28 protein-coding genes and 1 pseudogene are annotated in these 26,435 nt (G+C 72.7%); 22 read left to right on the forward strand and 7 right to left on the reverse strand.

The annotated features are described in order from the left end of the window. Positions 1–16: 16 nt before the first annotated feature. Positions 17–619, forward strand: a complete 603-nt coding sequence (locus JNK12_09575) for a hypothetical protein (GenBank protein ID MBL8776171.1) — start codon at positions 17–19, stop codon at positions 617–619. Here the strand turns inward: JNK12_09575 and JNK12_09580 are convergent. The 3 genes and pseudogenes from JNK12_09580 to JNK12_09590 form a co-directional block, all read right to left on the reverse strand. Beyond that, positions 534–1,523 carry a VWA domain-containing protein gene (locus JNK12_09580; GenBank protein ID MBL8776172.1) on the reverse strand — a complete coding sequence of 330 codons (990 nt, stop codon included), beginning with the start codon at positions 1,521–1,523 and terminating at the stop codon, positions 534–536. The genes JNK12_09575 and JNK12_09580 overlap by 86 nt on opposite strands. Beyond that, a complete protein-coding gene (locus JNK12_09585) occupies positions 1,520–2,464 on the reverse strand; it encodes a DUF58 domain-containing protein (GenBank protein MBL8776173.1) in 945 nt (314 codons plus the stop codon). The genes JNK12_09580 and JNK12_09585 overlap by 4 nt, the downstream gene beginning before the upstream one ends. A gap of 256 nt (positions 2,465–2,720) precedes the next feature. Further along, positions 2,721–3,689: pseudogene (locus JNK12_09590) on the reverse strand (AAA family ATPase). Positions 3,690–3,833: 144 nt separating this feature from the next. Between JNK12_09590 and JNK12_09595 the strand changes: the two are divergent. Then, entirely contained in the window at positions 3,834–4,697 is an 864-nt protein-coding gene (locus tag JNK12_09595) for a phosphotransferase (GenBank protein MBL8776174.1), read from the forward strand. Between the two features lie 45 nt (positions 4,698–4,742). On the opposite strand, the gene mtnA is transcribed toward JNK12_09595, so the two are convergent. Beyond that, a complete protein-coding gene (gene mtnA, locus JNK12_09600) occupies positions 4,743–5,741 on the reverse strand; it encodes an S-methyl-5-thioribose-1-phosphate isomerase (GenBank protein ID MBL8776175.1) in 999 nt (332 codons plus the stop codon). Between the two features lie 50 nt (positions 5,742–5,791). Here mtnA and JNK12_09605 point away from each other — a divergent pair, with 50 nt between their 5' ends. The 11 genes from JNK12_09605 (at position 5,792) to JNK12_09655 (ending at position 14,792) form a co-directional block, all read left to right on the forward strand. Next, positions 5,792–6,484: a response regulator transcription factor gene (locus tag JNK12_09605; protein ID MBL8776176.1), complete on the forward strand. Its 693-nt coding sequence runs from the start codon at positions 5,792–5,794 to the stop codon at positions 6,482–6,484. A gap of 5 nt (positions 6,485–6,489) precedes the next feature. Next, positions 6,490–7,755 (forward strand): HAMP domain-containing histidine kinase, encoded by a 1,266-nt coding sequence (locus JNK12_09610; GenBank protein ID MBL8776177.1) that lies wholly within the window; start codon positions 6,490–6,492, stop codon positions 7,753–7,755. Positions 7,756–7,833: 78 nt separating this feature from the next. Further along, positions 7,834–9,063, forward strand: coding sequence for a trypsin-like peptidase domain-containing protein (locus JNK12_09615; GenBank protein MBL8776178.1), 1,230 nt, complete (start codon positions 7,834–7,836; stop codon positions 9,061–9,063). Between the two features lie 142 nt (positions 9,064–9,205). Next, the gene (gene ftsY / locus JNK12_09620; GenBank protein ID MBL8776179.1) at positions 9,206–10,300 is read left to right on the forward strand and encodes a signal recognition particle-docking protein FtsY; all 1,095 of its coding nucleotides are present in this window, start codon (positions 9,206–9,208) and stop codon (positions 10,298–10,300) included. A 174-nt stretch (positions 10,301–10,474) separates the two neighbouring features. Further along, positions 10,475–11,878 carry a signal recognition particle protein gene (ffh, locus tag JNK12_09625; GenBank protein ID MBL8776180.1) on the forward strand — a complete coding sequence of 468 codons (1,404 nt, stop codon included), beginning with the start codon at positions 10,475–10,477 and terminating at the stop codon, positions 11,876–11,878. Between the two features lie 151 nt (positions 11,879–12,029). Then, positions 12,030–12,353, forward strand: coding sequence for a 30S ribosomal protein S16 (gene rpsP / locus JNK12_09630; protein MBL8776181.1), 324 nt, complete (start codon positions 12,030–12,032; stop codon positions 12,351–12,353). Beyond that, a complete protein-coding gene (locus tag JNK12_09635) occupies positions 12,350–12,709 on the forward strand; it encodes a KH domain-containing protein (protein ID MBL8776182.1) in 360 nt (119 codons plus the stop codon). Before rpsP ends, JNK12_09635 begins: the two co-directional genes overlap by 4 nt. 19 nt (positions 12,710–12,728) lie before the next feature. Next, a complete protein-coding gene (rimM, locus tag JNK12_09640) occupies positions 12,729–13,190 on the forward strand; it encodes a 16S rRNA processing protein RimM (protein ID MBL8776183.1) in 462 nt (153 codons plus the stop codon). Positions 13,191–13,234: 44 nt separating this feature from the next. Then, on the forward strand, positions 13,235–14,014 hold the full coding sequence (gene trmD / locus JNK12_09645) for a tRNA (guanosine(37)-N1)-methyltransferase TrmD (GenBank protein MBL8776184.1): 780 nt from the start codon (positions 13,235–13,237) through the stop codon (positions 14,012–14,014). Positions 14,015–14,095: 81 nt separating this feature from the next. Next, a complete protein-coding gene (rplS, locus tag JNK12_09650; protein ID MBL8776185.1) occupies positions 14,096–14,443 on the forward strand; it encodes a 50S ribosomal protein L19 in 348 nt (115 codons plus the stop codon). 4 nt (positions 14,444–14,447) lie between these two features. Next, complete coding sequence (locus tag JNK12_09655; protein MBL8776186.1) at positions 14,448–14,792, forward strand: YraN family protein; 345 nt, start codon at positions 14,448–14,450, stop codon at positions 14,790–14,792. A 31-nt stretch (positions 14,793–14,823) separates the two neighbouring features. On the opposite strand, the gene JNK12_09660 is transcribed toward JNK12_09655, so the two are convergent. Then, a complete protein-coding gene (locus JNK12_09660) occupies positions 14,824–15,060 on the reverse strand; it encodes a hypothetical protein (protein ID MBL8776187.1) in 237 nt (78 codons plus the stop codon). A 241-nt stretch (positions 15,061–15,301) separates the two neighbouring features. Between JNK12_09660 and JNK12_09665 the strand changes: the two genes are divergently transcribed. Continuing rightward, positions 15,302–16,810 carry a YifB family Mg chelatase-like AAA ATPase gene (locus JNK12_09665; protein MBL8776188.1) on the forward strand — a complete coding sequence of 503 codons (1,509 nt, stop codon included), beginning with the start codon at positions 15,302–15,304 and terminating at the stop codon, positions 16,808–16,810. Positions 16,811–16,826: 16 nt separating this feature from the next. Then, positions 16,827–18,026: a DNA-processing protein DprA gene (locus tag JNK12_09670; GenBank protein MBL8776189.1), complete on the forward strand. Its 1,200-nt coding sequence runs from the start codon at positions 16,827–16,829 to the stop codon at positions 18,024–18,026. Between the two features lie 26 nt (positions 18,027–18,052). Here the strand turns inward: JNK12_09670 and JNK12_09675 are convergent, their stop codons facing one another. After that, on the reverse strand, positions 18,053–19,465 hold the full coding sequence (locus JNK12_09675; protein MBL8776190.1) for a hypothetical protein: 1,413 nt from the start codon (positions 19,463–19,465) through the stop codon (positions 18,053–18,055). A gap of 95 nt (positions 19,466–19,560) precedes the next feature. Here JNK12_09675 and JNK12_09680 point away from each other — a divergent pair, with 95 nt between their 5' ends. The 3 genes from JNK12_09680 (at position 19,561) to JNK12_09690 (ending at position 21,832) form a co-directional block, all read left to right on the forward strand. Then, the gene (locus JNK12_09680) at positions 19,561–20,436 is read left to right on the forward strand and encodes a tyrosine recombinase XerC (GenBank protein ID MBL8776191.1); all 876 of its coding nucleotides are present in this window, start codon (positions 19,561–19,563) and stop codon (positions 20,434–20,436) included. Between the two features lie 12 nt (positions 20,437–20,448). Beyond that, positions 20,449–21,225 carry an RNA polymerase sigma factor WhiG gene (gene whiG, locus JNK12_09685; GenBank protein MBL8776192.1) on the forward strand — a complete coding sequence of 259 codons (777 nt, stop codon included), beginning with the start codon at positions 20,449–20,451 and terminating at the stop codon, positions 21,223–21,225. Positions 21,226–21,331: 106 nt separating this feature from the next. Beyond that, complete coding sequence (locus tag JNK12_09690) at positions 21,332–21,832, forward strand: M23 family metallopeptidase (GenBank protein ID MBL8776193.1); 501 nt, start codon at positions 21,332–21,334, stop codon at positions 21,830–21,832. 423 nt (positions 21,833–22,255) lie between these two features. Here the strand turns inward: JNK12_09690 and JNK12_09695 are convergent, their stop codons facing one another. Next, positions 22,256–22,873, reverse strand: coding sequence for a cytochrome b N-terminal domain-containing protein (locus JNK12_09695; GenBank protein ID MBL8776194.1), 618 nt, complete (start codon positions 22,871–22,873; stop codon positions 22,256–22,258). 167 nt (positions 22,874–23,040) lie between these two features. Between JNK12_09695 and rpsB the strand changes: the two genes are divergently transcribed. The 4 genes from rpsB to frr all read left to right on the forward strand — a co-directional run bounded on the left by rpsB (position 23,041) and on the right by frr (position 26,432). Beyond that, complete coding sequence (rpsB, locus tag JNK12_09700; protein MBL8776195.1) at positions 23,041–24,039, forward strand: 30S ribosomal protein S2; 999 nt, start codon at positions 23,041–23,043, stop codon at positions 24,037–24,039. Between the two features lie 204 nt (positions 24,040–24,243). Continuing rightward, positions 24,244–25,044 (forward strand): translation elongation factor Ts, encoded by an 801-nt coding sequence (gene tsf, locus JNK12_09705; GenBank protein MBL8776196.1) that lies wholly within the window; start codon positions 24,244–24,246, stop codon positions 25,042–25,044. Positions 25,045–25,061: 17 nt separating this feature from the next. Then, on the forward strand, positions 25,062–25,796 hold the full coding sequence (locus tag JNK12_09710) for a UMP kinase (protein ID MBL8776197.1): 735 nt from the start codon (positions 25,062–25,064) through the stop codon (positions 25,794–25,796). Between the two features lie 66 nt (positions 25,797–25,862). Next, positions 25,863–26,432, forward strand: a complete 570-nt coding sequence (frr, locus tag JNK12_09715; protein MBL8776198.1) for a ribosome recycling factor — start codon at positions 25,863–25,865, stop codon at positions 26,430–26,432. Positions 26,433–26,435: the final 3 nt, after the last annotated feature.

Raw genomic sequence — 26,435 nt, forward strand, 5'->3', positions numbered from 1 at the left:
CGGGCCGTTGGCTCCAGTGCCCGATCCGGACCGGCCTGCGCCGGCCCTGCTGCGGGTGGTGCTGCTCGTGGCCCTCGCCCTGGTCGCGGTGCTCGTGGTGACGGGGCTGGTGCTGACGTGGGGGTATCGACCCGCCCCGAACGGCCCGGAGGCCGTGCGCACGGTCCACCGCCTCGCATCGGTCCTCCTGCTGCCGGCGTCGTGGGTGCTGGTGTTCGCGCTCGTCCAGGCCCGATGGGGTCGGGTCGGAGCATCGGGCGTCGGTCGCTGGGTGGCGCCGGCGCTGCTCGTCCTGGCCGTTCCCGCGGCCGCCTTCACCGGCTTCCTGTTGCCCTGGGAGCGGGTCTTCTACGCCACCGCGGTGGTCGTCCCCGACGTGCGGGGCATGGGCCCGGCCTTCGACGCCGCCGTGTCGGCGGTGACCTTCGGCGGTGCCCCGGTCACCCGTCCCACCTTCCAGCGCTACGTGCTCGCCCACCTCTTCCTCGGCGCCGCCGTGACCGCCCTCGTGCTGATCGTGGCGAAGGGGGCCGTCAGGGGAGGCGGGCGAACCAGGCGAGGGACAGGCTCGCCGCCGCCAGGAAGAACAGCAGGGCCGCGCCCACGAACCACGGCGTGATCTCGCGCTGCTCGGTCTCGTAGCCCACCGAGCTGCCGATGTCCGCGAACACCTGGCTCAGCTCGGCCTCGCTGGCTGCGGTGAAGGCCGAGCCGCCGGTGGCGTCGGCGATGTTCTGGAGCGAGATCTCGTCGACCGGCACCGGCACGATGGTGGGCGGCGTGGTCTCGTCGGTGTACTCGATGGTGCCGTTCGGGGTGCCGAAGGCGATGGTCGACACGGGCACGCCGGCCTCGACCGCGGCCGCCGAGGCGTCACCCTCCGACCGGCCCACGGTGCGGGTGCCGTCGGACATGAGGACGATGCGGGCGGGGACGGGCTCGTCGGCGCCGTCGTCGGGCACCGACTCGATGGCGTCGAGGCTGGCGAAGATGGCGTCGCCCGTCGCGGTGCTCTCACCGAGCTCGAGGCCGTCGATGGCGCGGGTCACGGCGGCGCGGTCGGTCGTGGGGGCGACGGCGACCTGGGCGGTGCCGTTGAAGGTGACGAGCCCGAGGTTGATGGAGGGCGGGAGGAGCTCGACGAACCGGTTGGCCGCCTCCTGTGCCGCCTCCAGGCGTGACGGGGCGACGTCGGTGGCCTCCATCGAGAGCGAGGTGTCGATGGCCATCACGACGGTGGCCCGCTCGACGGGCACCTGCACGTCCCGGGTGGGGCGGGCCACCGCCACGATCAAGGCGGCGAGGGCGAACAGGAACACGCCGGCGGTGACGTGGCGGCGCCAGCCCGGGCGCTTGGGGGCGACCTTGTCGAGCAGCTCGAGGTTGGTGAAGCGCACCGCGTACTCGGGGCGGCGCTGTTGGAGCACGACGTAGACGGCCAGCATCGCCGCCGGGGCGAGCAGGAGGAGCAGCCAGGCGGGGTCGAGGAAGCTGACGGCGAGCACGACGGGGGCGGCGGTCACGGCAGGGGCCTCGGGAGGGTCTCGACGCGCTGGCGGCGCAGGGTCACGAAGCGGACGAGATCGAGCAGCCAGTCCCGGTCGGTGCGCAGGATCAGGTGGTCGGTGCCGGCGCCACGGATGGCGGCGGCGATCTCGGCCCGCTGGGCCCGGGCGGCGTCGGCGTACTCGGCCCGCAGGCGGGCGCTGGTGCGCACCTCGCGGCGCGCGCCCGTCTCGGCGTCGATGAGGTCGAGCACGCCCACGTCGGGCAGCTCGAGCTCGCGGGGGTCGATGATCTCGACGGCGAGCACCTCGTGGCGGGCGGCCAGCAGGCGCAGCGGGTGCTGCCAGCCGGCGTCGCCGAGGAAGTCGGAGACCACCACGACGAGGCCGCGGCGGCGGGCCAGCCCGGACACGCGTCGCAGGGCGCCGCCCAGGTCGGCGGCCGCGGGGGTGGCGCCGCCCGCGCCGGACAGATCGTGGCCCGTGGGGGCGGTGACGAGGCGGTGGAGGACGCCGAGCAGATGGGCGCGGCCGCCGCGGGCCGGGAGGGTGTCGATGCCCGCGCCGCCGGAGGCGAGCACGCCGAAGCGGTTGCCGGTGCGGGCGGTGAGGAAGCCGATGGCCGCGGTGGCGGCGACAGCGAGGTCGCGCTTCTCGCAGGCGGCGGTGCCGAAGTCCAGGCTGGGGGAGCGGTCGACCACCACCCACGTCTCGAGCTCGCGGTCGGCGATGGTCTCGCGGACGTACGGCTCCTGCATGCGGGCCGTGACGTTCCAGTCGATGCGGCGCACGTCGTCGCCCGCCTGGTAGCCGCGCGTCTCACCGGGCTCGCTGCCGTGGCCGGGCACGAGGCCGCGGTAGTCGCCCTGGAGCATCCCGTCGAGGCGGCGGGTGATGTCGATCTCGAGGCGGCGCAGGATCTGCTCGGGCGCGCCCCCGATGGCCGGCGGCGTGTTCACGAGCGGGCGGTGGGGTGGTTCACGCGGACTGCTCGGTCTCGCCGGCGGCGTCGTCGGCCGCCGAGGTCTCGGGCCGGGTCGGGGCGTCCGCCGACGTCGCCGCCGGGGCGGGGGCGGGAGCGGCCGCCGGTGCGGGGGCCGGGGGAGGAGCAGGCGAAGTGGTCGGGGCGGGCACCGGCGCGGCCGTGGCCTGCTGGTGGGCGTGGAGACGGGCCGGGTCCTGCGACGGCGCGATGCGGGGGGCCGGCACGGTGGAGAGGAGGCGCGCCAGCACCTGGTCGGCACTGATGGACTGGGCCAGGGCCTCGTAGGAGAGGACGAGGCGGTGGCGCAGCACGTCGGGGGCCACGTCGAACACGTCCTGGGGCAGGGCGTAGCTGCGGCCCCGCAGCAGGGCGAGGGCGCGGGCGCCGGCGAGCAGGCCGAGGCTCGCCCGGGGGCTGGCGCCATAGGCGATGAGCTCGGTGATGTCGGCCAGGCCGTGGGCGGCAGGGTCACGGGTGGCGAGCACCAGGCTCACCGCGTAGTCCACGACCGCCCGGTCCACGTACACGGCGTCGGCGGCGTCCTGGAGGCGCAGGACGTCCTCGGGGGTGAGGACCGGCTCGGGCGTCGGGGGCGAGACGCTCATGCGGTAGACGATCTCGACCTCCTCCGCCGGTGTGGGGTAGCCGAGCACCACCTTCATGAGGAAGCGGTCGCGCTGTGCCTCGGGCAGGGGGTAGACGCCTTCGGACTCGATGGGGTTCTGCGTGGCCAGCACCAGGAAGGGGTCGGGGGCCGGGAAGGTCTGGCCGCCGATGGAGACGTGGTGCTCGGCCATGACCTCGAGGAGGGCGGACTGCACCTTGGCTGGCGCCCGGTTCACCTCGTCGGCGAGGACGAAGTTGGCGAAGATGGGGCCGAGCTCGACGTCGAACTGCTCGCTCGACGCCCGGTAGATGCGGGTGCCGACGATGTCGGCGGGCAACAGGTCGGGCGTGAACTGGAGGCGGGTGAACGAGCAGCCCGAGACCTTCGCGAGGGTCTCGATGGCGAGGGTCTTGGCCAGGCCGGGCACGCCCTCGAGCAGGACGTGGCCGCGGGCCAGCAGGCAGACGACGAGGCGCTCGAGGGCCCGCTCCTGGCCCACGATCACCTTCTTCACCTCGAACAGCGCCGTCTCGAGCAGTCGGCTGGTCTCGGCGGCGTCGGGTGCGGTCGGCACGTCGGGGGAGGGGTCCATCAGGCGCTCCTGTCGGTTCGGGGCACGGTCACCCTAAAGGCTCGGCCCGAGCGCGCACCGTCAGCATCCGATGCGCCGCCGCGGTCCGGGTGACACGATGGTGGCGTGGCGGTGACGCGCCGGCGGGGGGCTGGTGAACACACGGTGGACGACGCAGACGGCCGCGCCGTGGCGGCCGTGATCGACGCGGCCGGGCTCGGCGTCGTCGACGACCTCGTGCCCCTGGGCGGCATGACCAACCGCAACTACCGCGTGGACACCGTGTCGGGGTCGTTCGCCGTGCGCCTCCCCGGCTCCGGCAGCGACGCCTACATCGACCGGGCCGCCGAGGCCCACAACGCCCGCCGGGCCGCGGATCTGGGCCTCAACTGCGAGGTGCTCCACCTCGATGCCGACGGGACGATGGTGTGCCGGTTCGTCGAGGGCGAGGTGGTCGCGCCCGAGTGCCTGGCCACGAGCGGGCAGCGCCTGGAGGAGGTGGCCCGCGCACTGTGGCGCCTGCACGCCGCGGCGCCGCCCTTCGTCGGCCGTTTCGACCCCGTGGCCGAGGCCCGTCGCCACCGGGCGGCGCTCGCCCTCGGCGGGGGTGCCGCGATGCGCGCGGTGCCCGCCGTCGTGGACGACCTCCTGGCGACCGTCGCGACCTTCGACCTCACCGCCCCCCTCGTGCCTTGTCACAACGACGCCTGGCCGCTGAACTTCGTCTTCACCGCCGAGGCCGTGGTGCTCGTCGACTGGGAGTACTCCGGCCTCAACGACCCGGGGTGGGACCTCGCCCACCTGTCGGTCGAGTGCGGCCTCGACCCCGACGACCACGAGCGCCTCCTGCAGGCCTACTGCGGCGGCGCGCCGCCGAGGGACCTCCGCCGTCGGGTCGACCTGCTGCGGGGCGTCAGCGACGTGGTGTGGGGCCTGTGGGCGCTCGTCCAGCACGCCGACGGCAACACCGCCACCGACTTCGAGGCCTACGCCCTCGAGCGTCTCCGCCGCGCCCCCACCTGGTGGTAGCCGCGCCGGCGGCGCCGGCGGTGCCTGCCGACGACGGGACCACCGTCAGCGCCGCTCGACGCCGTCTTCGGTGATGTAGGCCGTCACCAGCTCGGCGGGGGTGACGTCGAAGGCGCGGTTCTGGGCCTGCACGTTGGCGGGAGCGATGCGCACGCCGGCCAGCGAGGTCACCTCGTCGCCGTCGCGCAGCTCGATGGGGATCGACGCGCCGTCGGGGGTGTGGGGGTCGAAGGTGGACTTCGGGGCGGCCACGTAGAACGGGACGCCGTGGTGGTGGGCCAGGACCGCCACGTTGTAGGTGCCGATCTTGTTGGCCACGTCGCCGTTGGCGGCGATGCGGTCGGCGCCCACGACGACGAGGTCGACGTCGCCCGAGGCCATGAGCGAGCCCGACATCACGTCGGGCACCAGGGTGCACGGGATGCCGAGACGTTCGAGCTCCCACGAGGTGAGGCGGGCGCCCTGGAGCAGCGGGCGGGTCTCGTCGACCCACACCGAGGGCCGACGTCCCGCCTCGTGGGCCGAGCGGATGACGCCGAGGGCGGTACCCCAGCCCACGCAGGCCAGGGCGCCGGCGTTGCAGTGCGTGAGTACCCGGGCGCCTTCGGGCACGAGCTCGGCACCGTGCCCGCCGAGGGCCCGGTTGCGGGCCACGTCGTCGGCGGCGAGGCGCACGGCCTCGGCCACCGGGTCGTCCGCGGCCATGGCCATGTCGACGCCCCAGCCCAGGTTCACCGCCGTCGGGCGGGTGGCCTTGACGGTGGCGGCGGCCTCGTCGAGGTCGAGCCCGAGGGTGGCGGCCAGGGCGACCCCCATCGCGCCGGCGGCGCCGAGGGCGGGGGCGCCCCGCACCGCGAGGGTGGCGATGTACTCGCAGAGCTCGGGGATGGTGCGGGCCTCGACCACGGTGAGCTCCCCCGGGAGCAGGCGCTGGTCGATGAGCTCGACGTGGGCCCCCTCGCCGGCGGTGGCCAGCGTGTCGCCGCCCACCCACTCGATGGTCGGCGGGATGGGCGATTCGGCGGCGGCGGGGGAGGCGGTCACCGGCCCGTTTTACCTCTGCGTTAGGGGCGCTGCCGGTACCGTCGGGTGTGATGCGCGTGCTGGTGGTGGACGACGAGGCGGACCTCACCGAGGCGGTGGCCCTGGGCCTGCGCCGCGACGGCTACGCGGTGGACACGGCCTTCGGGGGCAACGAGGCCCTCGACAAGCTGTCGGTGAACACCTACGACCTCGTGTGCCTCGACCTCACCATGCCCGACCTCGACGGCCTCGAGGTCTGCCGCTGGATCAAGGGGCCGGACGGTCCCGACGCCGCGCCGCGGGTGCTGATGCTCACCGCCAGAGACAGCCTCGCCGACCGGGTCGCCGGCCTCGACGAGGGTGCGGACGACTACCTGGTCAAGCCGTTCGCGTTCGAGGAGCTGCGGGCCCGGGTTCGCTCGCTGCTGCGCCGTGAGGCCGCCCGCACCGGCTCGGTGCTCGCCGTGGGCGACCTCGAGCTCGACGACGCCCGCCACGAGGCCCGGCGGGCCGGCACCCTGCTCGAGCTGACCGCCAAGGAGTTCGCCCTCCTGCGCTACTTCATGGCCCACGCCGGCGAGGTGCTCTCCCAGGAGGACCTCCTCGAGCACGTGTGGGACGAGCACGCCGACCCCTTCACCAACACCGTGCGGGTCACGGTGGGTACCCTGCGCCGCAAGCTCGAGAAGGCGGGACCGTCGGCCCCCATCGAGACGGTGATCGGCCGCGGGTACCGCCTCGTCGACGCCCCGGCGGAGAGCTGAGCGGCGTGCCGGCCTGGATGGGGTCGATCCGGGTCCGCCTGACCCTGCTGTACTCCGTGCTGTTGTTCGGCCTCGCCGGCCTGGTCGTGGCCGGGGTGTACGTGGGCCTGTCCCGCGACCTCGACGACGAGCCCATCTCCGAGACCATCAACGTCACCCGCCTCATGGTCGACCCCCGCACCGGTCAGGTCATCCGTGAGGAGCAGCCGATCCGGGCGCAGATCAGCGGCCTCGAGCACCTCGTCAACGAGCGGGCCCTCGAGAAGCTGCGCAACTACTCCTTCGCCTCGCTCGGCGTGTTGTTCGTGGCCAGCCTCGGGGTGGGGTGGATGGTGGCCGGTCGGGTCGTGCGCCCCATCGGGCACATCACCGAGGTCGCCACCGAGATCCAGGCCACCGACCTGTCCCGCCGCATCGCCCTCCATGGCCCCGATGACGAGCTCAAGCAACTGGCCGACACCTTCGACGAGATGCTGGGGCGACTCGACGACGCGTTCGAGGCGCAGCGGCGCTTCATCCAGGACACCTCCCACGAGCTGCGCAACCCGCTGGCGGTCATGCGCACCAACCTCGACGTGGCCCTGAGCGACCCCGACGCCTCGGCGGAGGACCTGCGCCAGGCCGCCTCGGTGGTGGCGCGCACCGTCGATCGCCTCACCCACCTGGTGGACGACCTGTTGCAGTTCGCCCGCCACGGCGCGCCCACCTTCGCGCACGAACCCGTCGACCTCGCCGACGTCGTCGGTGAGGTGGCGGCCGAGTTCGCCGGGGCCGCCGCCGAGCGCGGCCTGGGTGTGGACGCCGCCGCCCCGCCCGGGCTGTGGGTGGTGGGCGACCGCGTCGCCCTTCGCCAGGCACTGCACAACCTGGCCGGCAACGCCGTGCGCCTGGCCCCCGCGGGCTCGGCGGTCCGAATCGCCGGCGGCGCCGACGGCGGGTGGGTGTGGATGGCGGTCGAGGACCGTGGCCCCGGCATCCCCGAGAGCGAGCGCGACCTCGTGTTCCAGCGCTTCTGGCGCAAGTCCCGGGCCGGCGACGAGGGCGAGCGGGGGAGCGGGCTCGGGCTCACCATCGTCCGCCAGGTCGCCGAAGGCCACAACGGCGAGGTGCGTCTCGCCTCGGAGGAGGGACGGGGCTCGACCTTCTCGGTCTGGCTGCCCGCGGCCCCCGCGGGGACCGTCTCCCATGGCTCGGGACCCGAGGGCGCCGACGCCGCCCCCGACCCTGACGCCGACGCCGCGCCGCAGGTCGGCTCGGCGCACTTAGCCTGATTTTCGGGCGGTCTTACCCCGTCTTTCGCGGCGGTGCGGGACAGTGCGCTCATGGCCCTCACGGAGGAAAACGTTCAGATGTCCAACCCCTGGTCCCCGGACCCGGTGCCGCCGCTCGATCCGGGTGCGGCGCCGAGCGCACCGCCCTACGCCTACCAGCCGGCACCCCCGTACGGGGCACCGCCCGCCGGCCCCACCTTCCCCCCGGCGGCCGGCCAGCCGCAGCTCCCCCCGCCGTCCAACCGCACCAAGGCCGGCCGTCGCGGCCCCTGGTTCTTCGTGCTCGGCCTCTTCGCCGTGCTCGGCCTGATCGCCGCCGGCTTCGGCCTCGGCAAGGTGGTCAGCGACGACAGCAGCAGCCCGTCCGCCAGCGAGGTCCCCACCTCCGACGTCAGCCAGTCCCGACCGGCCGATCCCGCCCCGATCGACGGCACCGGCACCGAGCCCATCGCCGACGTCGCCGCTGCGGTGGCTCCCACGGTCGTGCAGATCGAGACCGACACGGGCCTCGGGTCCGGCTTCGTCTACGACGAGGCGGGCCTCATCCTCACCGCCGCCCACGTCGTCGGCACGTCCACCGCCGTCAACGTCCGTCTCGCCGACGGCACGCTCCTCGAGGGCGAGGTCCTCGGCGCCGATGACGGCACCGACGTCGCCGTCATCAAGGTGGATCCGAGCCAGGCCGACCTCCAGGTGGCGGCCCTCGCCACCGGCGTGCCCATCGCGGTGGGTCAGACCGCCGTCGCCGTCGGCAGCCCGTTCGGCCTCGACCAGACCGTCACCGCCGGCATCGTCAGCGCCGTCGACCGCTCCTTCCCCACCAGCGCTGGCGTGCTCAACGTGATCCAGACCGACGCCCCCATCAACTCGGGCAACTCGGGCGGTGCGCTGGCCGACCGCCAGGGCCGGATCATCGGCATCAACGACGCCATCCTCACCGATGGCCAGAGCACCGGGAACGTGGGCGTCGGCTTCGCCATCCCGATCGACACCGCGATCGCCGCCGCCGAGCGCCTCGAGCAGGGTCTGCCCGTCGAGTTCGGCTTCCTCGGCGTCGAGAGCCGGCCCAGCCAGGGCAGTCAGTCCGGCGCCCAGATCGTCAGCGTCAGCGCCGGCAGCCCCGCCGAGTCCGCCGGGATCCTCGAGGGCGATCTCATCATCCGGGTGGGCGAGGACGCGGTGCAGTCGAACACCGACCTCGCCGCCGCCATCCGGGCCTTCCAGCCCGGCGACACGGTCGACATCACCCTGGTGCGCAACGGCCAGGAGACCACGGTGACCGCCACCCTGGTCAGCGCCGACAACTAGGCGACTCGCACCACGCCGGCCCCGGGCCGGGTCGGACAACCGAGACCACCAGCCCGTCGCACCGGGGACGATCCACCGCCGTCCCCGGTGCGGCGCGTCCGGGGTCGGGCGTCCGGGGTCGGGTCGTTAGGCTCGACCCCTCATGGAATTCATCATCATCGCCGTCGTCACGCTGGTGCTCCTCGCCGGCGTGGCCACCCTGGTCGCCGTCCGGGGTCGTCGTGAGCTCCCGGCCCCGCCGCCCACCCCGGCGGTCGAGGCCCCACCCACCGTCGAGGAGGACGGGGGCGACGCCGAAGCCGTCACAGAGCCCGCGGCACCGCCGGCGCCCGTCGAGGCCCCGGCCCGTTGGCGCGACCGCCTGGCCAAGGCCCGTGGGGCCCTGTCCGGCACCATCGGCGGGCTGCTGTCCCGGGGCGCCATCGACACGGAGACCTGGGACGACCTCGAGGCGGGCCTGCTCCAGGCCGACGTCGGCGTGGCCACGACGATGACGTTGATCGACCGCTTGAAGGACCAGGTCAAGGCCGAGGGGCTGACCGAACCCGACCAGCTCGTCGAGGCGCTCAAGGCCGACCTCAAAGAGCAGCTCGGCGGCGTCGACCGCGAGTTGCACTACGAGGAGGGCCATCCCAACGTGTGGCTCTTCGTCGGGGTCAACGGCGTCGGCAAGACCACCACGATCGGCAAGCTGGCCAAGCACCAGATCGGCGAGGGCCGCTCGGTGATCCTCGCCGCCGGCGACACCTTCCGGGCGGCCGCCGCAGAGCAGCTCCAGCACTGGGCCGAGCGCGCCGGTGCCGACAGCGTGCGCGGAGCCGAGGGCGGCGACCCCAGCTCGGTCATCTTCGACGCCGTCCAGCGGGCCGGCGCCCGTGACATCGACCTCGTGCTCGCCGACACCGCCGGCCGCCTCCACACCAAGGTCAACCTCATGGAGGAGCTCCGCAAGGTGCGCCGCGTCGCCGACCGCGAGCCCGGCAAGGTCACCGAGGTGCTGCTGGTGCTCGACGCCACCACCGGCCAGAACGGCCTCACCCAGGCCCACCAGTTCACCGAGGCGGTCGAGGTGACGGGCGTCGTGCTCACCAAGCTCGACGGCTCGGCCAAGGGCGGCATCGTGCTCGCCATCCAGTCCGAGCTCGGCATCCCCGTGAAGCTCGTCGGCCTCGGTGAGACCGAGGACGACCTCGTCGCCTTCGACCCCGACGACTTCGTCGACGCCTTGTTCGCTTAGTCCCGTTGCTTTGACCCTCCTTCGTCGGGTCGCCTTCGACATCCGGTTCGTCGTACCCGCGGCTCCGCTCCGCTCCGCCACGTGAACACTTCCGGGTCGAAACCGTCCCGCGGCACGGCTGCGCACCACCGGCACCGCCGAGCACGCTCCCCGCGCCGGTAGGATCAGGCCTCCATGTTCGACGCCCTTTCCGATCGTTTCGACGGCATCTTCACCCGCCTGCGGGGCCGTGGCCGCCTCAGCGACGCCGACATCGACGAGGTCCTGCGGGAGATCCGCGTGGCCCTCCTCGAGGCCGACGTCAACGTCACCGTCGTCAAGGGCCTGGTCGGCCGCATCCGCGAGCGCTGCGTCGGCGAAGAGCTGAGCAAGAGCCTCACGCCGGCCCAGCAGGTCATCAAGATCGTCAACGAGGAGCTGGTCACCACCCTCGGCGGCGAGACCATCAAGATCACCTACGCCTCCAAGCCTCCCACGGTCGTGCTCATGGCCGGCCTCCAGGGCTCGGGCAAGACCACCACCTCGGCCAAGCTGGCCCGCTGGTTCAAGCAGCAGGGCCGCAACCCGATGCTCGTCGCCGCCGACCTCCAGCGACCGGCCGCCATCGAGCAGCTGCGCACCCTGGCGGGCCAGGTCGACGTTCCCGTCCTCGCCGGCGAGCCCGGCGGCGACCCGCGTGACGTCGCCCGCACCGCCGTGGCCGAGGCCCGGGCCAAGGGCCGAGACGTGGTCATCGTCGACACCGCCGGCCGTCTCGCCATCGACGCCGAGATGATGCAGCAGGTCAAGGACATCTCGGGCCTCGTCGAGCCGGACTACACGTTCCTCGTCATCGACGCCATGATCGGCCAGGACGCGGTCACCACCGCCGAGGCCTTCCACCAGACCCTGGCCCTCGACGCGGTGATCCTCACCAAGCTCGACGGCGACGCCCGAGGCGGCGCCGCCCTCTCCGTGAAGGAGGTCGTGGGCAAGCCCATCGCCTTCGCCTCCACGGGCGAGAAGCTGGCCGACTTCGACCTGTTCCACCCCGACCGCCTCGCCGGGCGCATCCTCGGCATGGGTGACGTCCTCACCCTCATCGAGAAGGCCGAGGAGGTCTACGACCAGAAGGAGGCGGAAGAAGCCGCCGCCCGCCTGTTCGAGGGCCAGTTCACCCTCGAGGACTTCCTCGAGCAGATGCAGCAGATCCGCAAGATGGGCCCGCTCAACAGCCTCATGAGCATGATGCCCGGGGTCCCGAAGGAGATGAAGAACGCCGAGATCGACGAGCGCGAGCTCGATCGCCTCGAGGCCATCATCCGCTCGATGACCGCCGAAGAGCGGGTCAACCCCGTCATCATCGACGGCTCGCGTCGCCGCCGCATCGCCGATGGCAGCGGCACCTCGCCCAACGAGGTCACCCAGCTGGTCAAGCAGTTCCGCGAGATGCAGAAGATGATGAAGAAGATGGGCGGCATGGGCGCGATGGGCGGGCGCAAGGGCAAGAAGGCCAAGAAGGGCAAGGGCCGGACCACCACGCCGCCGGCCCTTCCGGGGCCGCCGAAGGCGCCCCTGAAGCTCCCGGGTTTGAATTAGCGGCTCCCGACGCCTTCAATGGTGGGTTCTGCCGGGCGCGGGTCACCCCTGATCCCTCTCTGACGACCCGCCCGCCGCACCGATCGCCGATCGCCGACGGTCCCCGACAGCACCGATCTCCAACCAGCAACGACGACAGGAAGACCAACCAGTGGCAGTCAAGCTCCGCCTCATGCGGATGGGCAAGAAGAAGCAGCCGACCTACCGCATCGTGGCCGCCGACTCCCGGTCGCCCCGCAACGGCCGGTTCATCGAGATCGTGGGCACCTACGACCCCCGCCCCGATCCCTCCGACATCACCATCGACAACGAGAAGGCCGTCAGCTGGCTGCGCAAGGGCGCCCAGCCCACCGAGCGTGTCGAGAAGCTGCTGAAGGTCACCGGCGCCTGGGACGAGTTCAAGGGCGTCGCTCCCGCCGCCGCGGCCGCCCCTGCGGCCACCGAGGCCGCTGACGCCGACGAGTCCGACGCATGAGCGACGACGAGTACGACGACACCTACGCCGACGAGGCCGATCCAAACCGGATCGACGACGACGAGTTGGATGACGACGAGGACGACGACGAGACCGGCGGCGACGCCAACACCATCACCGCGGCCAGTGCCCGCGCGGTGCTCGAGTACCTGGCCAAGTCGGTGGTCGACGATCCCGACGGCGTGCGCGTCGAGGTCACCGACGGCCGCCCCGTCACCCTCGAGGTCCACGTGTCCGAAGGCGACATGGGCCGCGTGATCGGCAAGCGGGGTCGGGTGGCCAACGCCATCCGCACCGTGGTGCGGGCCGCTGCGGCCCGTGACGGCGTCGAGGTCGACGTCGAATTCGTCGACTGACCCCGAACCCCTCCCGCCCGTGACCCTCCTCGAGGTCGGCCGGGTGGCCAAGGCGCACGGCCTCCGCGGAGAGGTGATCGTCGCGCTCAGCACCGATCGCACCGAGCGCCTGGACCCGGGCACGGTGCTCTTCAGCGACGACGGCGAGCTCACCGTCGTGACCGCCCAGCCCCACCAGCGGCGCTGGATCGTGCAGTTCGCCGGCGTCGAGTCCCGAGAGGCCGCGGAGGCGCTCCACGGCCTCGTGCTGCGCGCCGAGCCCCTCGACGACCCCGACGCACTCTTCGTGCACGAGCTGATCGGCAGCGAGGTGGTGGACGAGACGGGCGCCATGCTCGGGACGGTCGAGTCGGTGGAGCAGAACCCGGCCAGCAACCTGCTCGTGCTCGACGGCGGCGCCCTCATCCCCGTGCGCTTCATCACGGCGCGCGGAGGGGACCGCTTGGTGGTCGACGTTCCGGCGGGACTCCTCGAGCTTTGACCGGAGGCGCGGTGAGCGAGGGACGAGCGAGCCTTGACGGTGCGATGAGGCGACAGCCGAAGAGCGGTCCAACACGCATCGACATCTTCACCATCTTCCCCGACATGGTCGGCGACTTCACCGGCCGCAGCCTGCTGGGCAAGGCCGCCGGCGAGGGGCTGCTCGACATCCGCGTCCACGACCTGCGGTCCACCACCACCGACCCGCACCGCTCGGTCGACGACAGCCCGTACGGGGGCGGCGCCGGCATGGTCCTCATGCCCGAGCCCCTCTTCGGCGCGGTCGAGGCCGTGGCCCCGCCCCGGCCCCTGTTCCTGCTCGGTCCCGGCGGCCGGCGCTTCGACCAGGACATGGCCGTCGAGCTCGCCTCGCTCGACGGCTTCTCACTGCTGTGCGGGCGCTACGAGGGGGTCGACGAGAGGGTGCGCACCGCCCTCGTGGACGGTGAGCTGTCGGTGGGCGACTACGTCCTCGCCGGCGGCGAGGTCGCAGCGATGGTGGTGCTCGAAGCGGTCGGCCGGCTGGTCCCCGGGGTGATGGGCAACGACCAGTCCGCGGGCGACGAGTCCTTCAGCGACGGCCTGCTCGAGTACCCCCAGTACACCCGTCCCGCCGAGTTCCGGGGCATGGCGGTGCCCGACGTCCTGCGCTCGGGCGACCACGGCCGCATCGCCCGGTGGCGTCGGGCCCAGGCGCTCGTGCGCACCGCCACCCACCGTCCCGATCTGCTCGCGGCCCGTGGCGGCATCACCGCCGACGAGGAGGCGCTCCTCGACGAGTTCGGCCTCGGTGTTGGTCCCAGCGCACCCCCTCACGTATCCTGACCCGTCCTGCGAACGTGCGACGTTCGCCACCGCTTCCCCTCACGGTCCCCGAAGAATTCCACGCCAGGAGCGTGTTGCGCCATGAACTCCACCGATCTCGTCGACCACGCCAGCCTGCGTGACGACATCCCCGACTTCGCCGCCGGCGACACGCTGAAGGTGCACGTCCGCGTCGTCGAGGGCACCCGTGAGCGCGTCCAGGTCTTCCAGGGCGTGGTCATCCGCCGCCAGGGCTCGGGCATCCGCGAGACCTTCACCGTCCGCAAGGTCAGCTTCGGCGTGGGCGTCGAGCGCACCTTCCCGGTGCACTCGCCCATCCTGGCCAAGGTCGAGGTCCACAGCCGCGGCGACGTGCGCCGGGCCAAGCTCTACTACCTGCGCGATCGCGTCGGGAAGGCCGCGAAGGTCAAGGAAAAGCGCGACTACTGACGCGATGAGCCGCCAACGCCTCGAGCTCGGGGCGGCCGGCGAGGCGGCCGTGGCGGCCTGGTACACCGCCAACGGCTACGAGGTGGTCGAGACCAACTGGCGCTGCCGTCAGGGTGAGCTCGACCTCATCGTGCGCAAGGGGCGGGTCCTCGTGTTCTGCGAGGTCAAGACCCGCTCCTCCGACGCCTACGGCCTGCCCGCGGAAGCCGTGACCCGCGAGAAGCGTGACCGCATCCGCCGCCTCGCCGCGGTGTGGCTCGAAGACGCCCCCTTCCGAGCCCGCGAGGTGCGCTTCGACGTCGCCGCCGTCCTCGACGGCCAGATCGAAGTCATCGAAGCGGCCTTCTAGCGCCGCCGCAGCTCGGCCCGCACGCCGTCCGCTAGTGGCGGGGACGGCGCCGGTGGCGGTTGGTCCAGCAGGCCCGGTGCCAGTGGCGGCGCAGGTCGGGCGCGTCGTGGGGCACCGCCACCATGTGCCCGGTGCCCGGGGGGATGTCGCGGTTGCAGCCGGGGCAGAGGTACGACTTGGTGGCCTGGTAGGGCTGGATGAAACGGGTCTCGACGGCGTCGTCGGCCCAGAGGTCGGGGTGGTCCACCGTCAGCCCAGGAACGCCCAGGCCACGAGGGCCACGGCCACGATGAGCGCGGCGGCCACGAACACGTAGTCGCTGTTTCGGCGTACGTGGCGACGGGTCGGGTCCATTCCCATCGCCTCAGTGTGCCCGGCCTGCGCCCCCGCGCCGCGTCGACAACCCTGTCCATTCCGGATTCCTGTCGCACCCCCTTCGTACGGTGGGCGCACGCCTCGGCGGCCGGCGCACGGCCCCTCCCCATCCGCACCACCCGGGAGGTCCCACCGTGCTCGCCACCATCTCGTCCGCCACCGTCCTCGGCGTGGAGGGTCGGCCCGTCACCGTCGAGGTGCACGTGGCCAGCGGCCTCCCCGGCTTCACCATCGTGGGCCTGCCCGACACGGCCTGCCGCGAAGCCCGCGATCGGGTCCGGGCGGCACTCCAGTGCACCGGTCTGCCGTGGCCCAACCGGCGCATCACCGTGAACCTCGCCCCCTCGGGGCTGCGCAAGGTGGGCTCCGGGCTGGATCTGGCCATCGCCGTGGCCCTGCTGGTGGCGCAGGAGGAGGTCGAGCCGGCGGCGGTCGCCGGGGTCGGGTTCCTCGGCGAGCTCGGCCTCGACGGTTCGCTCCGCCCGGTCCCGGGCATGGTCTCGCTCTCCGAGGCCCTCGACGGCGAGGTGGCGGTCGTGCCGGTGGCGGCGGCGGGAGAGGCCCGCCTGGTGGCCACCCACGAGGTGCGGCCCGTCGCCCACCTCCGGGAGGTGGCCGCGGCACTGAAGGGCGAAGAGCCGTGGCCCGACCCGCCACCGCCCCCGGGAGCGGCGCCGCCACCTCCCGAGCCCGACCTCGCCGACGTGCGGGGCCAGCCCGTGGCCCGACTCGCCCTCGAGGTGGCGGCGGCCGGCCATCACCACCTGCTCATGGTGGGCCCGCCCGGTTCCGGCAAGACGATGCTGGCCCGCCGGCTCCCGGGCCTTTTGCCCCGCCTGTGCCAGGCGCACGCCCTCGAGGCCACCCGCATCCACTCGGCCGCGGGCATCCCCCTGCGGGCGGACTCGCTCATCTGGCGACCGCCCCTCCGAGCGCCCCACCACGGGGCGTCGCCGGTGTCGATCATCGGCGGCGGCACCGCCGTCATGCGCCCCGGTGAGGTCAGCCTCGCCCACCGGGGCGTGCTCTTCCTCGACGAGATGGGCGAGTTCGCGCCGCAGGTCCTCGACACGCTGCGCCAGCCCCTCGAGGAGGGTGAGGTGCGGGTGGCGCGGGCCAAGGCCAGCGCCACCTTCCCCGCCCGCTTCCTGCTCGCCGGCGCCATGAACCCGTGTCCCTGTGGCGAGGGGTCGTCCCCGGGAGCGTGCTCGTGTTCGGATGCGGCCCGGGCCCGCTACCGGCGGCGCCTCTCGGGCCCGCTGCTCGACCGCTTCGACCTCCGGGTCGAGGTGCTGCGCCCCGATGTGGACGACCTGCTGCGCGGTGCCCCGGGTGAGACGAGCTCGGTGGTGGCCGAGCGCGTGCTCGCCGCCCGCGAGCGGGCCCAGGGGCGTGGCGTCTGGGCCAACGCCGAGCTGAACGCCGCCGCCCTCGACGAGCTGGCGCCGTTCTCGGACGGAGCCGCCCTCATCGTCGAGCAGGCGCTGCGTTCCGGCCGCCTCTCTGCCCGGGGGCTCCAGCGCGTCCGGCGGGTGGCCCTCACCCTCGCCGACCTGTGGGGGCGCAATGGCCCCCTCGGCTCCGACCAGGTGAGCCTGGCCCTGAGCCTGCGCGCCGACCCGGTGGGGCTCGGTCGTGGCTGAGCGCGAGGTGCGCCGAGTGCCCGAGCCTGGGCACGTCGGGACGGCGACGCAGGGACCGACGGTCGGCGCCGGGTCGGGAGCCGGTGCCCTCCCGCCCGAGGCCTACGGGGCGGCGCTCTGCACGTTGCCCGGCATGGGCCCGGCCCGGCTCACCGCCGTCGCCCGGGCGTGGCCCGCGCTCGGGGAGGCCTGGCGCCACGTGTGCGCAGGGACCGCCGGGCGCGACAAAGGGGTCGCCGCGGCGCTCGGGAGGCAGGCCGAGACCCTGCCCCCCACGTGGGCGACGCGGGCTCGCTCCCTCGACCCTGAGGCGGTGCTCGCCGCCCACCATGACGCGGGCATCGGGGTGACGGTGCTCGGGGGAGTGGCGTACCCCGAGGCACTGGCCGCGGACGTCGAGCCGGCGGTCGTGCTGTTCCACCGCGGCCGGCCCGACGTGGTGCCCGGCCCCCGCGTGGCCATCGTCGGCACCCGCACCGCCAGCCGCTACGGGCGGGACGTGGCCTGGGGCCTGGGGCGAGACCTGGCGGGCGCTGGGGTGCGGGTGGTGTCGGGTCTCGCACTCGGCATCGATGGGGCCGCCCACGAGGGGGCTCTGGCCGCCGAGGCGGCGCCACCGCTCGCCGTCGTGGGGTCGGGCCTCGACGTCGTCTACCCGCGGCGTCACGCCGGACTGTGGCGCCGGGTCGAGCAGGCCGGGGTGGTGCTGTCGGAAGCGCCCCTCGGGGCGGCGCCCGAGCCATGGCGCTTCCCGGCGCGGAACCGCCTGGTCGCCGCGCTGGCCGACGTCGTCGTGGTGGTCGAGTCGCCTCGTCACGGCGGATCGATGCACACGGTCGACGCCGCGCTCGAGCGCGACGTGCCCGTGCTCGCCGTGCCGGGGCCCGTCACCAGCCCCACGTCCACGGGCTGCAACCAGCTGCTCGCCGATGCCGTCGCCGGGGTGGCCCGGGGCGCCGAGGATGTCCTCTCGTTGTTGGGCCTGACCGCAACCGCCGCCACCCGTGGGGCGCCCGACCCGCGTCCGGCGCCCACCGCCGAGCAGGCCCAGGTGCTCGACGCCTTCGGATGGCAGCCCGCCGCGCTCGAGCAGCTGGCCGTGCGCACCGGGCTGGGCCTGGGTCCCCTGGCCGAGGCGTTGCAGCACCTCGAGGCGGCCGGCTGGGTCGCGGCCGACGGGGGCTGGTTCGAGCGGGTGGCGAGGCCGGACCGATGAGGGCCAGGGCCCGTGGTCGGCCGCGGTCAGTCGATGCGGGCGATCTTCCTGGTGTAGGCGAGGGCGCGGGCCGAGTCGTACGAGCGCAGGATCTGCATCTTCTCGGCCTCGATCGAGCCTTCGGCGTGCACGGCCAGCACCGCGTGGTAGCCGCCCAGGTCGCGGGCGGTGAGATCGCTGATCACGTGCATCAGGCGCAGTCGCTGCTCGGCGGTGCCCTTGGCCTGGAAGTACTTCTCCAGCACGGGGCGCACGTCCGGGCTGTCCCAGTCCTCGCCGCCCGGGCCCGTCACCAGCAGGCCGCCGGCGCAGTCCTGCACCCACTCGAGGGCCTGGTGGTAGCCGCTGGCGAAGGTGAACTTGGCCATGTTGGTGGTCATCGGGTCGGGGTAGGCGATTTCCTCCTCCACCTTGGCCCGCAAGGCCGCCATCTCGGTGAGGGCCCGCACCGTCTCCGAGTACGAGATCAGGTGGGTGAGCTTGTCGCGGATGTGGCCGGCCTTGCCCACGCCGTTCAGCTCGGCGATCAGGGCCGAGGCGCCCACGAAGGCGTCGAGCAGCGGCAGCTTGTAGGACACCGCGGTGAAGCGGTGGTACTCGACGAAGGTGAGGGCAACGGCGCCCGCCAGCTCGGGCTCGCGGCACAGGAACACGCGGTCCCACGGCACGAACACGTCGTTGAACACGGTGAGGGTCTCGAGCAGCTTGTGGTTGCTCGAGAGTGGGAACTCGAACTCGTTGTGCTCGCGCCCCGAGTACGACGACACGTAGAGCTCGAGGCCGGGAGTGTCGATGGGGATGGCGAAGGCCACCGCGTAGTCGGCGTCCTCCGCGCTCATGGCCCGGGTGGGCAACACGATGAGCTCGTCGGCGTTCGCGCTGCTCGTGGTGTGGCACTTGGCGCCCCGTACCACGATGCCGTCCTCGTTCTCGGAGACCACGTGCACGTACAGGTCGGGGTCGGCCTGCTTGCTCGGGCCCATCGAGCGGTCGCCCTTCACGTCGGTCTGGGCCACCGCCACGGCCAGGTCGTTGTCGCGGCAGTGGTCGTGGAAGGCCTGCACCTTCTCCCGGGCCTCGCCTTCGAGCTTGCGCAGCAGCGCGAACGTGGCGTCGGTGCCGATCTCCTTGATGAGGGTGACCACCGTGCCCCCCTCGGCCGTGCTCGCGTCGATGAGGCGCATGCGGTCCAGCAGGTCGTCGGCGTTGCGGGGGATCTTGTAGTAGGTGCTGTATTCGGCGCCCGTGTCGGGGTCGGTGGTCACGGCCAGCGCGCGGAAGTCGGGGTCGGTCACCAGGTCGAAGTCGTGGGCGGCGTGGTCCACCGCCACGCGCAGGGCCGGCACCTCGTTCACGTTCGGGACGGGCTGACCCCGGTAGAAGAGGGTGCGGCCGTCCTCGAGGCCGGCGCGGTACTCATCGGCAGTGCGCAGGGGCATGGTGCGACCCTAGACCGAGCGGCGAGGGGCACCCGCAGACGGACCCCGGCGAGAAGGGGGTTCTCGCGACGGCCGGCGAGGGTTAGCGTGACCCCATGGCCTGGGACCTCGACGGCTTCTCGGCGTCGCTCACCGGCGTCTCCGATGCCACCCGTGAGGCCTACGGGCGTGACCTCGCCGCCTTCTGCCGGTGGACCGACCGCCTCGGGCTGGAAGGGCCGGCCGAGGTCGATCGCCGCACCCTGCGGCGCTACCTCGCCTTCTTGTCCACCACGGGCAAGGCCCGCCGCTCCATCGCCCGGTCCGCGTCCTCGCTCCGGCGCTACTTCGGGTGGCTCCGGGTCACCGGGCGCATCGAGGTCGATCCCTCGGCGGGCCTCAGCGCGCCGAAGGGCGACGGGCGCCTGCCGCGGGTGCTGCCCGAGGCCGAGGTCCACCAGCTCCTCGACGAGCCCCTGCACGACGACGACCCGCCCGAGATCGCCGCCCGGGACGCCGCCGTGGTCGAGCTGCTCTACGGCAGCGGCCTGCGCGTCGCCGAGCTGTGCGGCCTGCGCCCCGGCGACCTCGACCTCGGCCGGCGTCGGGTCGTGGTGTGGGGCAAGGGCTCGAAGCAGCGTCAGGTCCCCTTGAGTCCCCCAGCGGTCGAGGCCGTCGAGCAGTGGCTCGAGCACGGTCGGCCCGCGCTGCTCGGGCCCACCAGCCCGGACGACGCGGTGTTCCTCAACCGCCGGGGCAACCGGCTCACCCCCCGGGACGTGCGCCGCATCCTCGACCGGCGCTCGGCCACCCCGGTGCACCCGCACGCCCTCCGCCACACCTTCGCCACTCATCTTCTGGACGGAGGTGCCGATTTGCGTGCTGTGCAGGAGTTGCTCGGCCACGCCGACCTCGCCACCACGCAGCTGTACACCCACGTCAGCAAGGAACGGTTGAAGAGCGTGTTCCAGGCCACCCACCCTCGAGCGTGAGACGAGCACTCCGTGATCGATGACGGTGCCCGCCTCGACGCGCTCTGGGCGCGGTACAAGGACACCAAGGGCCGCGACGCCCGCGACCAGCTGATCCTGCACTACTCGCCCTTGGTGAAGTACGTCGCCGGTCGGGTGGGGGTGGGCCTGCCGCAGAACGTCGACCAGGCCGACCTCGTCAGCTACGGGATCTTCGGGCTCATCGACGCCATCGAGAAGTTCGACCCCGAACGGGGCTTCAAGTTCGAGACCTACGCCATCTCCCGCATCAAGGGCTCGATCCTCGACGAGCTGCGCTCCATCGACTGGGTGCCGCGTTCGGTGCGGGCCAAGGCCCGTTCGCTCGAGAAGGCGTACGCCAAGCTCGAGGGCGAGCTCCACCGGGCCCCCACCGACGAGGAGCTGGCCGAGGAGCTCGATCTCACCGAGGCGCAGCTGGCCCAGTTGCTGTCGCAGATCTCGTTCGTGGGCATGGCCGCCCTCGACGAGATGCTCGCCGGCGGCGACCGCGGCGAGTCCATCACCCTCGGTGACACCATCGCCGACTCGGGCCGGGGTCCGGTCACGGTCTACGAGGCCGAGGAGACCCGCCAGCTCCTCGCCGAGACCATCAACCGGATGCCCGAGCGCGAGCGCCTCGTGCTCACGCTCTACTACTACGAGGCGCTGACCCTGGCCGAGATCGGCGAGGTCCTCAGCGTCACCGAGAGCCGGGTCTGCCAGATCCACACCAAGGCCGTGCTGCAGCTGCGCTCGCGCATCGCCGCCGCCGAGCGCGAGCCGGCCTGACCGGACGCCGGCGCCGGTAGCGTCGATCTCGCGCCACTCGGTGCCGGCACCAGAGGCTCGCCGCACCACCTTCCCCCTTCTGCGCCGCCCATCTGAAGGGGGACCCATGTCCCGATCGCTCCGCCTGCTCGTGGTCCTGCTGGCCGTCACGGCCGCCACCACCTGGGTCGCCGATGCGCCGGCCGCCGGCCAGGCCACCGTCGTCATGTACCGACCGCCGGTCGACGCTCCCGTCGTCGACCCGTTCCGCGCCCCCACCTCGCCCTACGGCCCGGGCAACCGCGGCATCGACTACGCCACCGTGCCGGGCACCGTCGTGCGCGCCGTCGCGGCGGGGACGGTGTCGTTCGCCGGGTCAGTGGCCGGCGTGCGCTACGTCACCGTCACCCACGCCGACGGCCTGCGCAGCAGCTACGGCGGGTTGGCGTCCGTCTCGGTGGCCCAAGGGGCCGTGGTCGCGGCCGGCGCCGAGGTGGGCCGCGCCGCCGACACGCTGCACCTCGGCATCCGCCGGGGCGACGAGTACCTCGACCCCGAGGCGCTCTTCGCCGCCGCGGCCCCCCTCGTCCGGCTCATCCCCGTCGCCGAGTTCGACGCCGCCGCGTGAGCCTCGGTCCAGGGCCGTGCGTCCTTCGCGTGGCGGATGCGTTCGCGGTCACGGGGACGACGTCCGGGCCCGGTTGAGAGTCACGGTCGCACGGCACGGTCGCCGCTTCACTGACGAGCGAGACGCGGCTCGAGCACGGCACCGGCGCTTTTGAAGGTGCCGATGCCTCGTCGCGACGCCAGTCGTCGCGGCGCACCACGCTCTGTGGCCGAATGACGGCGCGCTGACCGTCTGAGGAGTGCCTTGGAGGAAATAGCTGTTCGAATCGAGGGGCTATTTCCTCCAGAGGGACCGCCGGAACGCATTCCCGTCACGCACAGTGACCTTTCATGCCAGCGGGCAACCGACGAGACCTGCGCCCCAACGCCTCGGCCGAGCGGCCTCGCCCCGTCCTTCGCGTCGTTGCTGTTGATGTAGTGAGCCTCAGACGCCGACCGGCACCTCGGCCGACGGCTCGTTGGCGGCAGGCGCCGCCGGCTCGATCGGGGGCGTTCGGCGGGCCCGTCGCCACCCGAGTGCCGTCAGCCCAACCACGGCAACGCCCAACACGACATGCAGGACGAGCCACTTCAGCAGCGTCCTCGGGAGGATCTCGATGCCGTCCATCAACACGAAGCGGACGCTGCCGTCGCGCAGCCAGGTGTAGCCGCTGATGTTCTCGCCGACGGTGACCGCGAACAGGGCGAGCTGGTCCCAGGGCAGCAGGTAGCCGGTGACCGACGCCGCCACGACGGCGAGCACGAGGCCGACGCCTGTGGCGAGGCCCGGCGCCACTCGTTCGGTCGGCCTCGTCCGCAGGGTGAGCAGGACGGCGGCCACGATCGAGGTGGGCAGAGCGAGCCACGCCGCGACGCGATGGAGGTCCTGTGCAAGGTGCGCCACCCGGACCTCACGGCCCAACGCGCTACCCACCCCGTAGGTGTCCGTCCAGGCGGCGGCGGCCTCGGGCCGGTAGACGAAGTACAGCGCCGCGCCGGTCGCGGCCAGGATCACGACCTGCGCGGTCAGCAACCACAGCACGATCGTCCGGGCCCGGGCCATGGGGCACGTTACGCCCCGGCTGGCCCGAGGTGGGGGTGTTGCCGGTAGGATCGACCCTCGGTCCGGCGTCCGCCGGTCCGCGACCAACCTCACCCCCGGGCCTCCCCACGGTCGCCGCAAGGCGCACGGCCCAGGGCACACCTCAACCGTGGGGAAGGAGTTGCGCCATGGCGCCCGTCGTTTCCATGAAGCAGTTGCTCGAGGCCGGTGTCCACTTCGGTCACCAGACCCGCCGCTGGAACCCCAAGATGAAGCGGTTCCTCTGGGGCGAGCGCAACGGCATCTACATCATCGACCTCGAAGAGACGCTGCGGCGCATCGAGATCGCCTACAGCTTCGTCCGCGACCTCGTCGCCGACGGCGGCTCGCTCATGTTCGTGGGCACCAAGAAGCAGGCCCAGGACGGCGTGCAGTCCTACGCCGAGAAGTGCGGCATGCCCTACGTGAACCAGCGCTGGCTGGGCGGCATGCTCACCAACTTCGAGACCATCTCCAAGCGCGTCGGCAAGATGCAGGAGTACGGCCGCATGCGCGACTCGGGCGAGTTCGCGGCCATGCCCAAGAAGGAAGCCCTCATCCTCGGCCGCGAGCTCGAGAAGCTCGAGCGCAACCTCAGCGGCATCCGCAACATGACCAAGCGCCCTGCGGCGATCTTCGTGCTCGACACGAAGAAGGAGCACATCGCGGTCACCGAGGCCAACAAGCTCGGCATCCCGATCGTGGCCCTGGTCGACACCAACTGCGACCCCGACGTCATCGACTACGTCATCCCCGGCAACGACGACGCCATCCGCTCCGGCGACCTGATGTGCCGCATCCTGGCCGACGCCGTCCAGGAGGGCCTGTACATCCGCTCGAAGCGCAACCCCGACGTGGCGCCCCCCGTCGAGCGTTCGGCCGAGGAGGAGGCAGCCGTCTCCAAGCAGCAGGCCGAGGCTCGCCGTGAGGCCGCCGCCCAGGCCGCCGAGCGCGAGGCCCGCCTCGCCGCCGCCAAGGCCGAGCAGGCCGCCAAGTCCGCCGGGGCCCCCGCGGCGGCTCCTGAGGCCCCCGCCGCTGAGGCGCCCGCCGAGGAGGCTCCTGCGGTCGAGGCCGCAGCCGACGCCCCCGAGGCGGAGGCCGCGGCGCCCGAGGCCGACGAGACCGCGGACGCTCCCGCCGCCGAGTGATCGGCGGCGCCGAACTCGAGGCCGACCGGCGGCGCCCGCCGCCTAGCCTCGAGGGACGCGACGGCGCCGACCTGGTCGGTCGCCCTGCGGGCCTCGCCCGCCCCGGCGGTCGCCATCGCCACCACCTGGAAACGACGGTCCCCGGGCTCGCACCCGGCGACCGACCCCCGCAACGAGAACACTGAGCCTGAGGAGGCCAACGCTGTGCCCGAATTCACCGCGAAAGACGTCCAAGCGCTCCGCCAGTCGAGCGGCGCCGGGATGATGGACGCCAAGCGCGCCCTCACCGAGAACGACGGTGACTTCGAGGCCGCCGCCCAGTGGCTGCGGGAGAAGGGTCTGGCCAAGGCCGCATCGCGCTCGGACCGCGAGAACAACCAGGGCGCCGTCGCCGTTGCCGTCGACACCCAGAACGTGATCGGCGCCATCGTCGAGCTCAAGTCCGAGACCGACTTCGTGGCCAAGTCCGACCAGTTCAAGGACCTCGCCCAGGAGATCGCCTCCCTCGTCCTCGCCGAGGGTGAGGAGGCCGCCTCCCAGAAGGCCGCCGCCATCGACGAGCTCAAGGTCACCCTGAAGGAGAACATCGAGCTCGGGCGCGTCGTGCGCTTCGCCGCCGCCGAGGGCAACATCCTCGACACCTACCTGCACGTCCAGAGCGAGCGCGGCGTGAACGCCGTGCTGGTCGAGGTGGCCGGCGGCACCCCCGAGCTGGCCCACGACCTCGCGGTCCACATCGCCTTCACCAAGCCGCCGTTCCTGACCCGTGACGAGGTCCCCGCCGACGAGGTGGAGGCCGAGCGCAAGAGCCTCGAGGCCATCACCAAGGCCGAGGGCAAGCCCGAGCAGGCGTGGCCCAAGATCATCGAGGGCCGGCTCAACGGCTGGTACAAAGAGCGGGTGCTGCTCGACCAGGCCTTCGTGCGCGACGAGAAGCAGACCGTCACCCAGCTCCTCGGCGATGCCACCATCGTCCGCTTCGCCCAGGTCGTGATCGGGGCTTGAGCAACGACGGCCCGAGCGTGCCCGAGGGCGACACCCCCCGCTGGCAGCGGGTGGTCCTGAAGCTCTCGGGCGAGGCCTTCGCCGGCGACGCCGGCTACGGCGTCGACGGCGTCATCGTCAAGCAGATCGCCGAGGAGATCGTCGAGGTCCGTCGTGAGCTCGCGGTCGACATCGCCATCGTGGTCGGCGGCGGCAACATCTGGCGAGGCATGACCGGCGCCGGCGCGGGCATGGACCGCGCCCAGGCGGACTACATGGGCATGCTCGCCACCGTCATCAACGCGCTCGCCCTCCAGGACACCCTCGAGCAGCTGGGCCAGCCGACGCGGGTCCAGACCGCGGTGCACATGTCCCAGATCGCCGAGCCCTACATCCGGCGGCGGGCGATCCGCCACCTCGAGAAGGGCCGCGTCGTCATCTTCGCCGGCGGCACGGGGAACCCCTTCTTCACCACCGACACCACCGCTGCCCTCCGGGCCGCCGAGATCGACGCCGAGGCCATCCTGCGGGGCACCCACTCGGGCGTCGGGGGCATCTACACCGACGATCCGAAGACCAATCCCGAGGCCACCCTGCTCACCGAGGTGTCCTACATCGAGGTGTTGAACCGGGGCCTCCGGGCCATGGATTCCACCGCCATCACGCTCTGCATGGACAACGCCATCCCCATCGTGGTGTTCGACCTGCTGGAGCGCGGCAACGTGAGGTCCATCCTCGAAGGCAGGTCGATCGGTACGCTTGTCTCCCAGTGACGCGTACCGACCCATCCGCCCACCCGGGCTCCTTGCCGCAACCGACCGCTGAAGCGGAGGGCTGCCGTGTCTGAGGAGACCGTCGATCTCGTCCTCGACGACGTGACCGAGAAGATGGCCAAGGCCGTCTCCCACGCCCGCCACGAGTTCAGCACCATCCGCACGGGCCGGGCCGCGCCGGCGCTCGTAGAGAAGCTGCCGGTCGACTACTACGGCCAGGAGGTGCCCCTCCAGCAGCTCGCGGGGTTCTCCGTGCCCGAGGCCCGCCAGCTCATCATCTCGCCGTACGACAAGGGCTCGATGCCCGCCATCGAGAAGGCGATCCAGAACTCCGACCTGGGCCTCAACCCCAGCAACGACGGCCACGTCATCCGGTTGAGCTTCCCGCCGCTCACCGCCGAGCGCCGTCAACAGCTCGTGAAGGTCGTCAAGGGCATGGCCGAGGAGGGGCGGGTCGCCATCCGCAACCTGCGCCGCGCCGCCCGCCACGAGCTCGAGGCCTTCGACAAGGACGGCGAGCTCACCCACGACGAGCTGGCCCGGGCCGAGAAACGCCTCGACGAGATCACCCACCGCGAGGAAGCCGCCATCAACGCCGCGCTCGACGTCAAAGAACAGGAACTGCTCGAGGACTGATGG

The sequence above is a fragment of the Acidimicrobiales bacterium genome (assembly GCA_016794585.1).
Classification (GTDB): domain Bacteria; phylum Actinomycetota; class Acidimicrobiia; order Acidimicrobiales; family DATDAH01; genus JAEUJM01.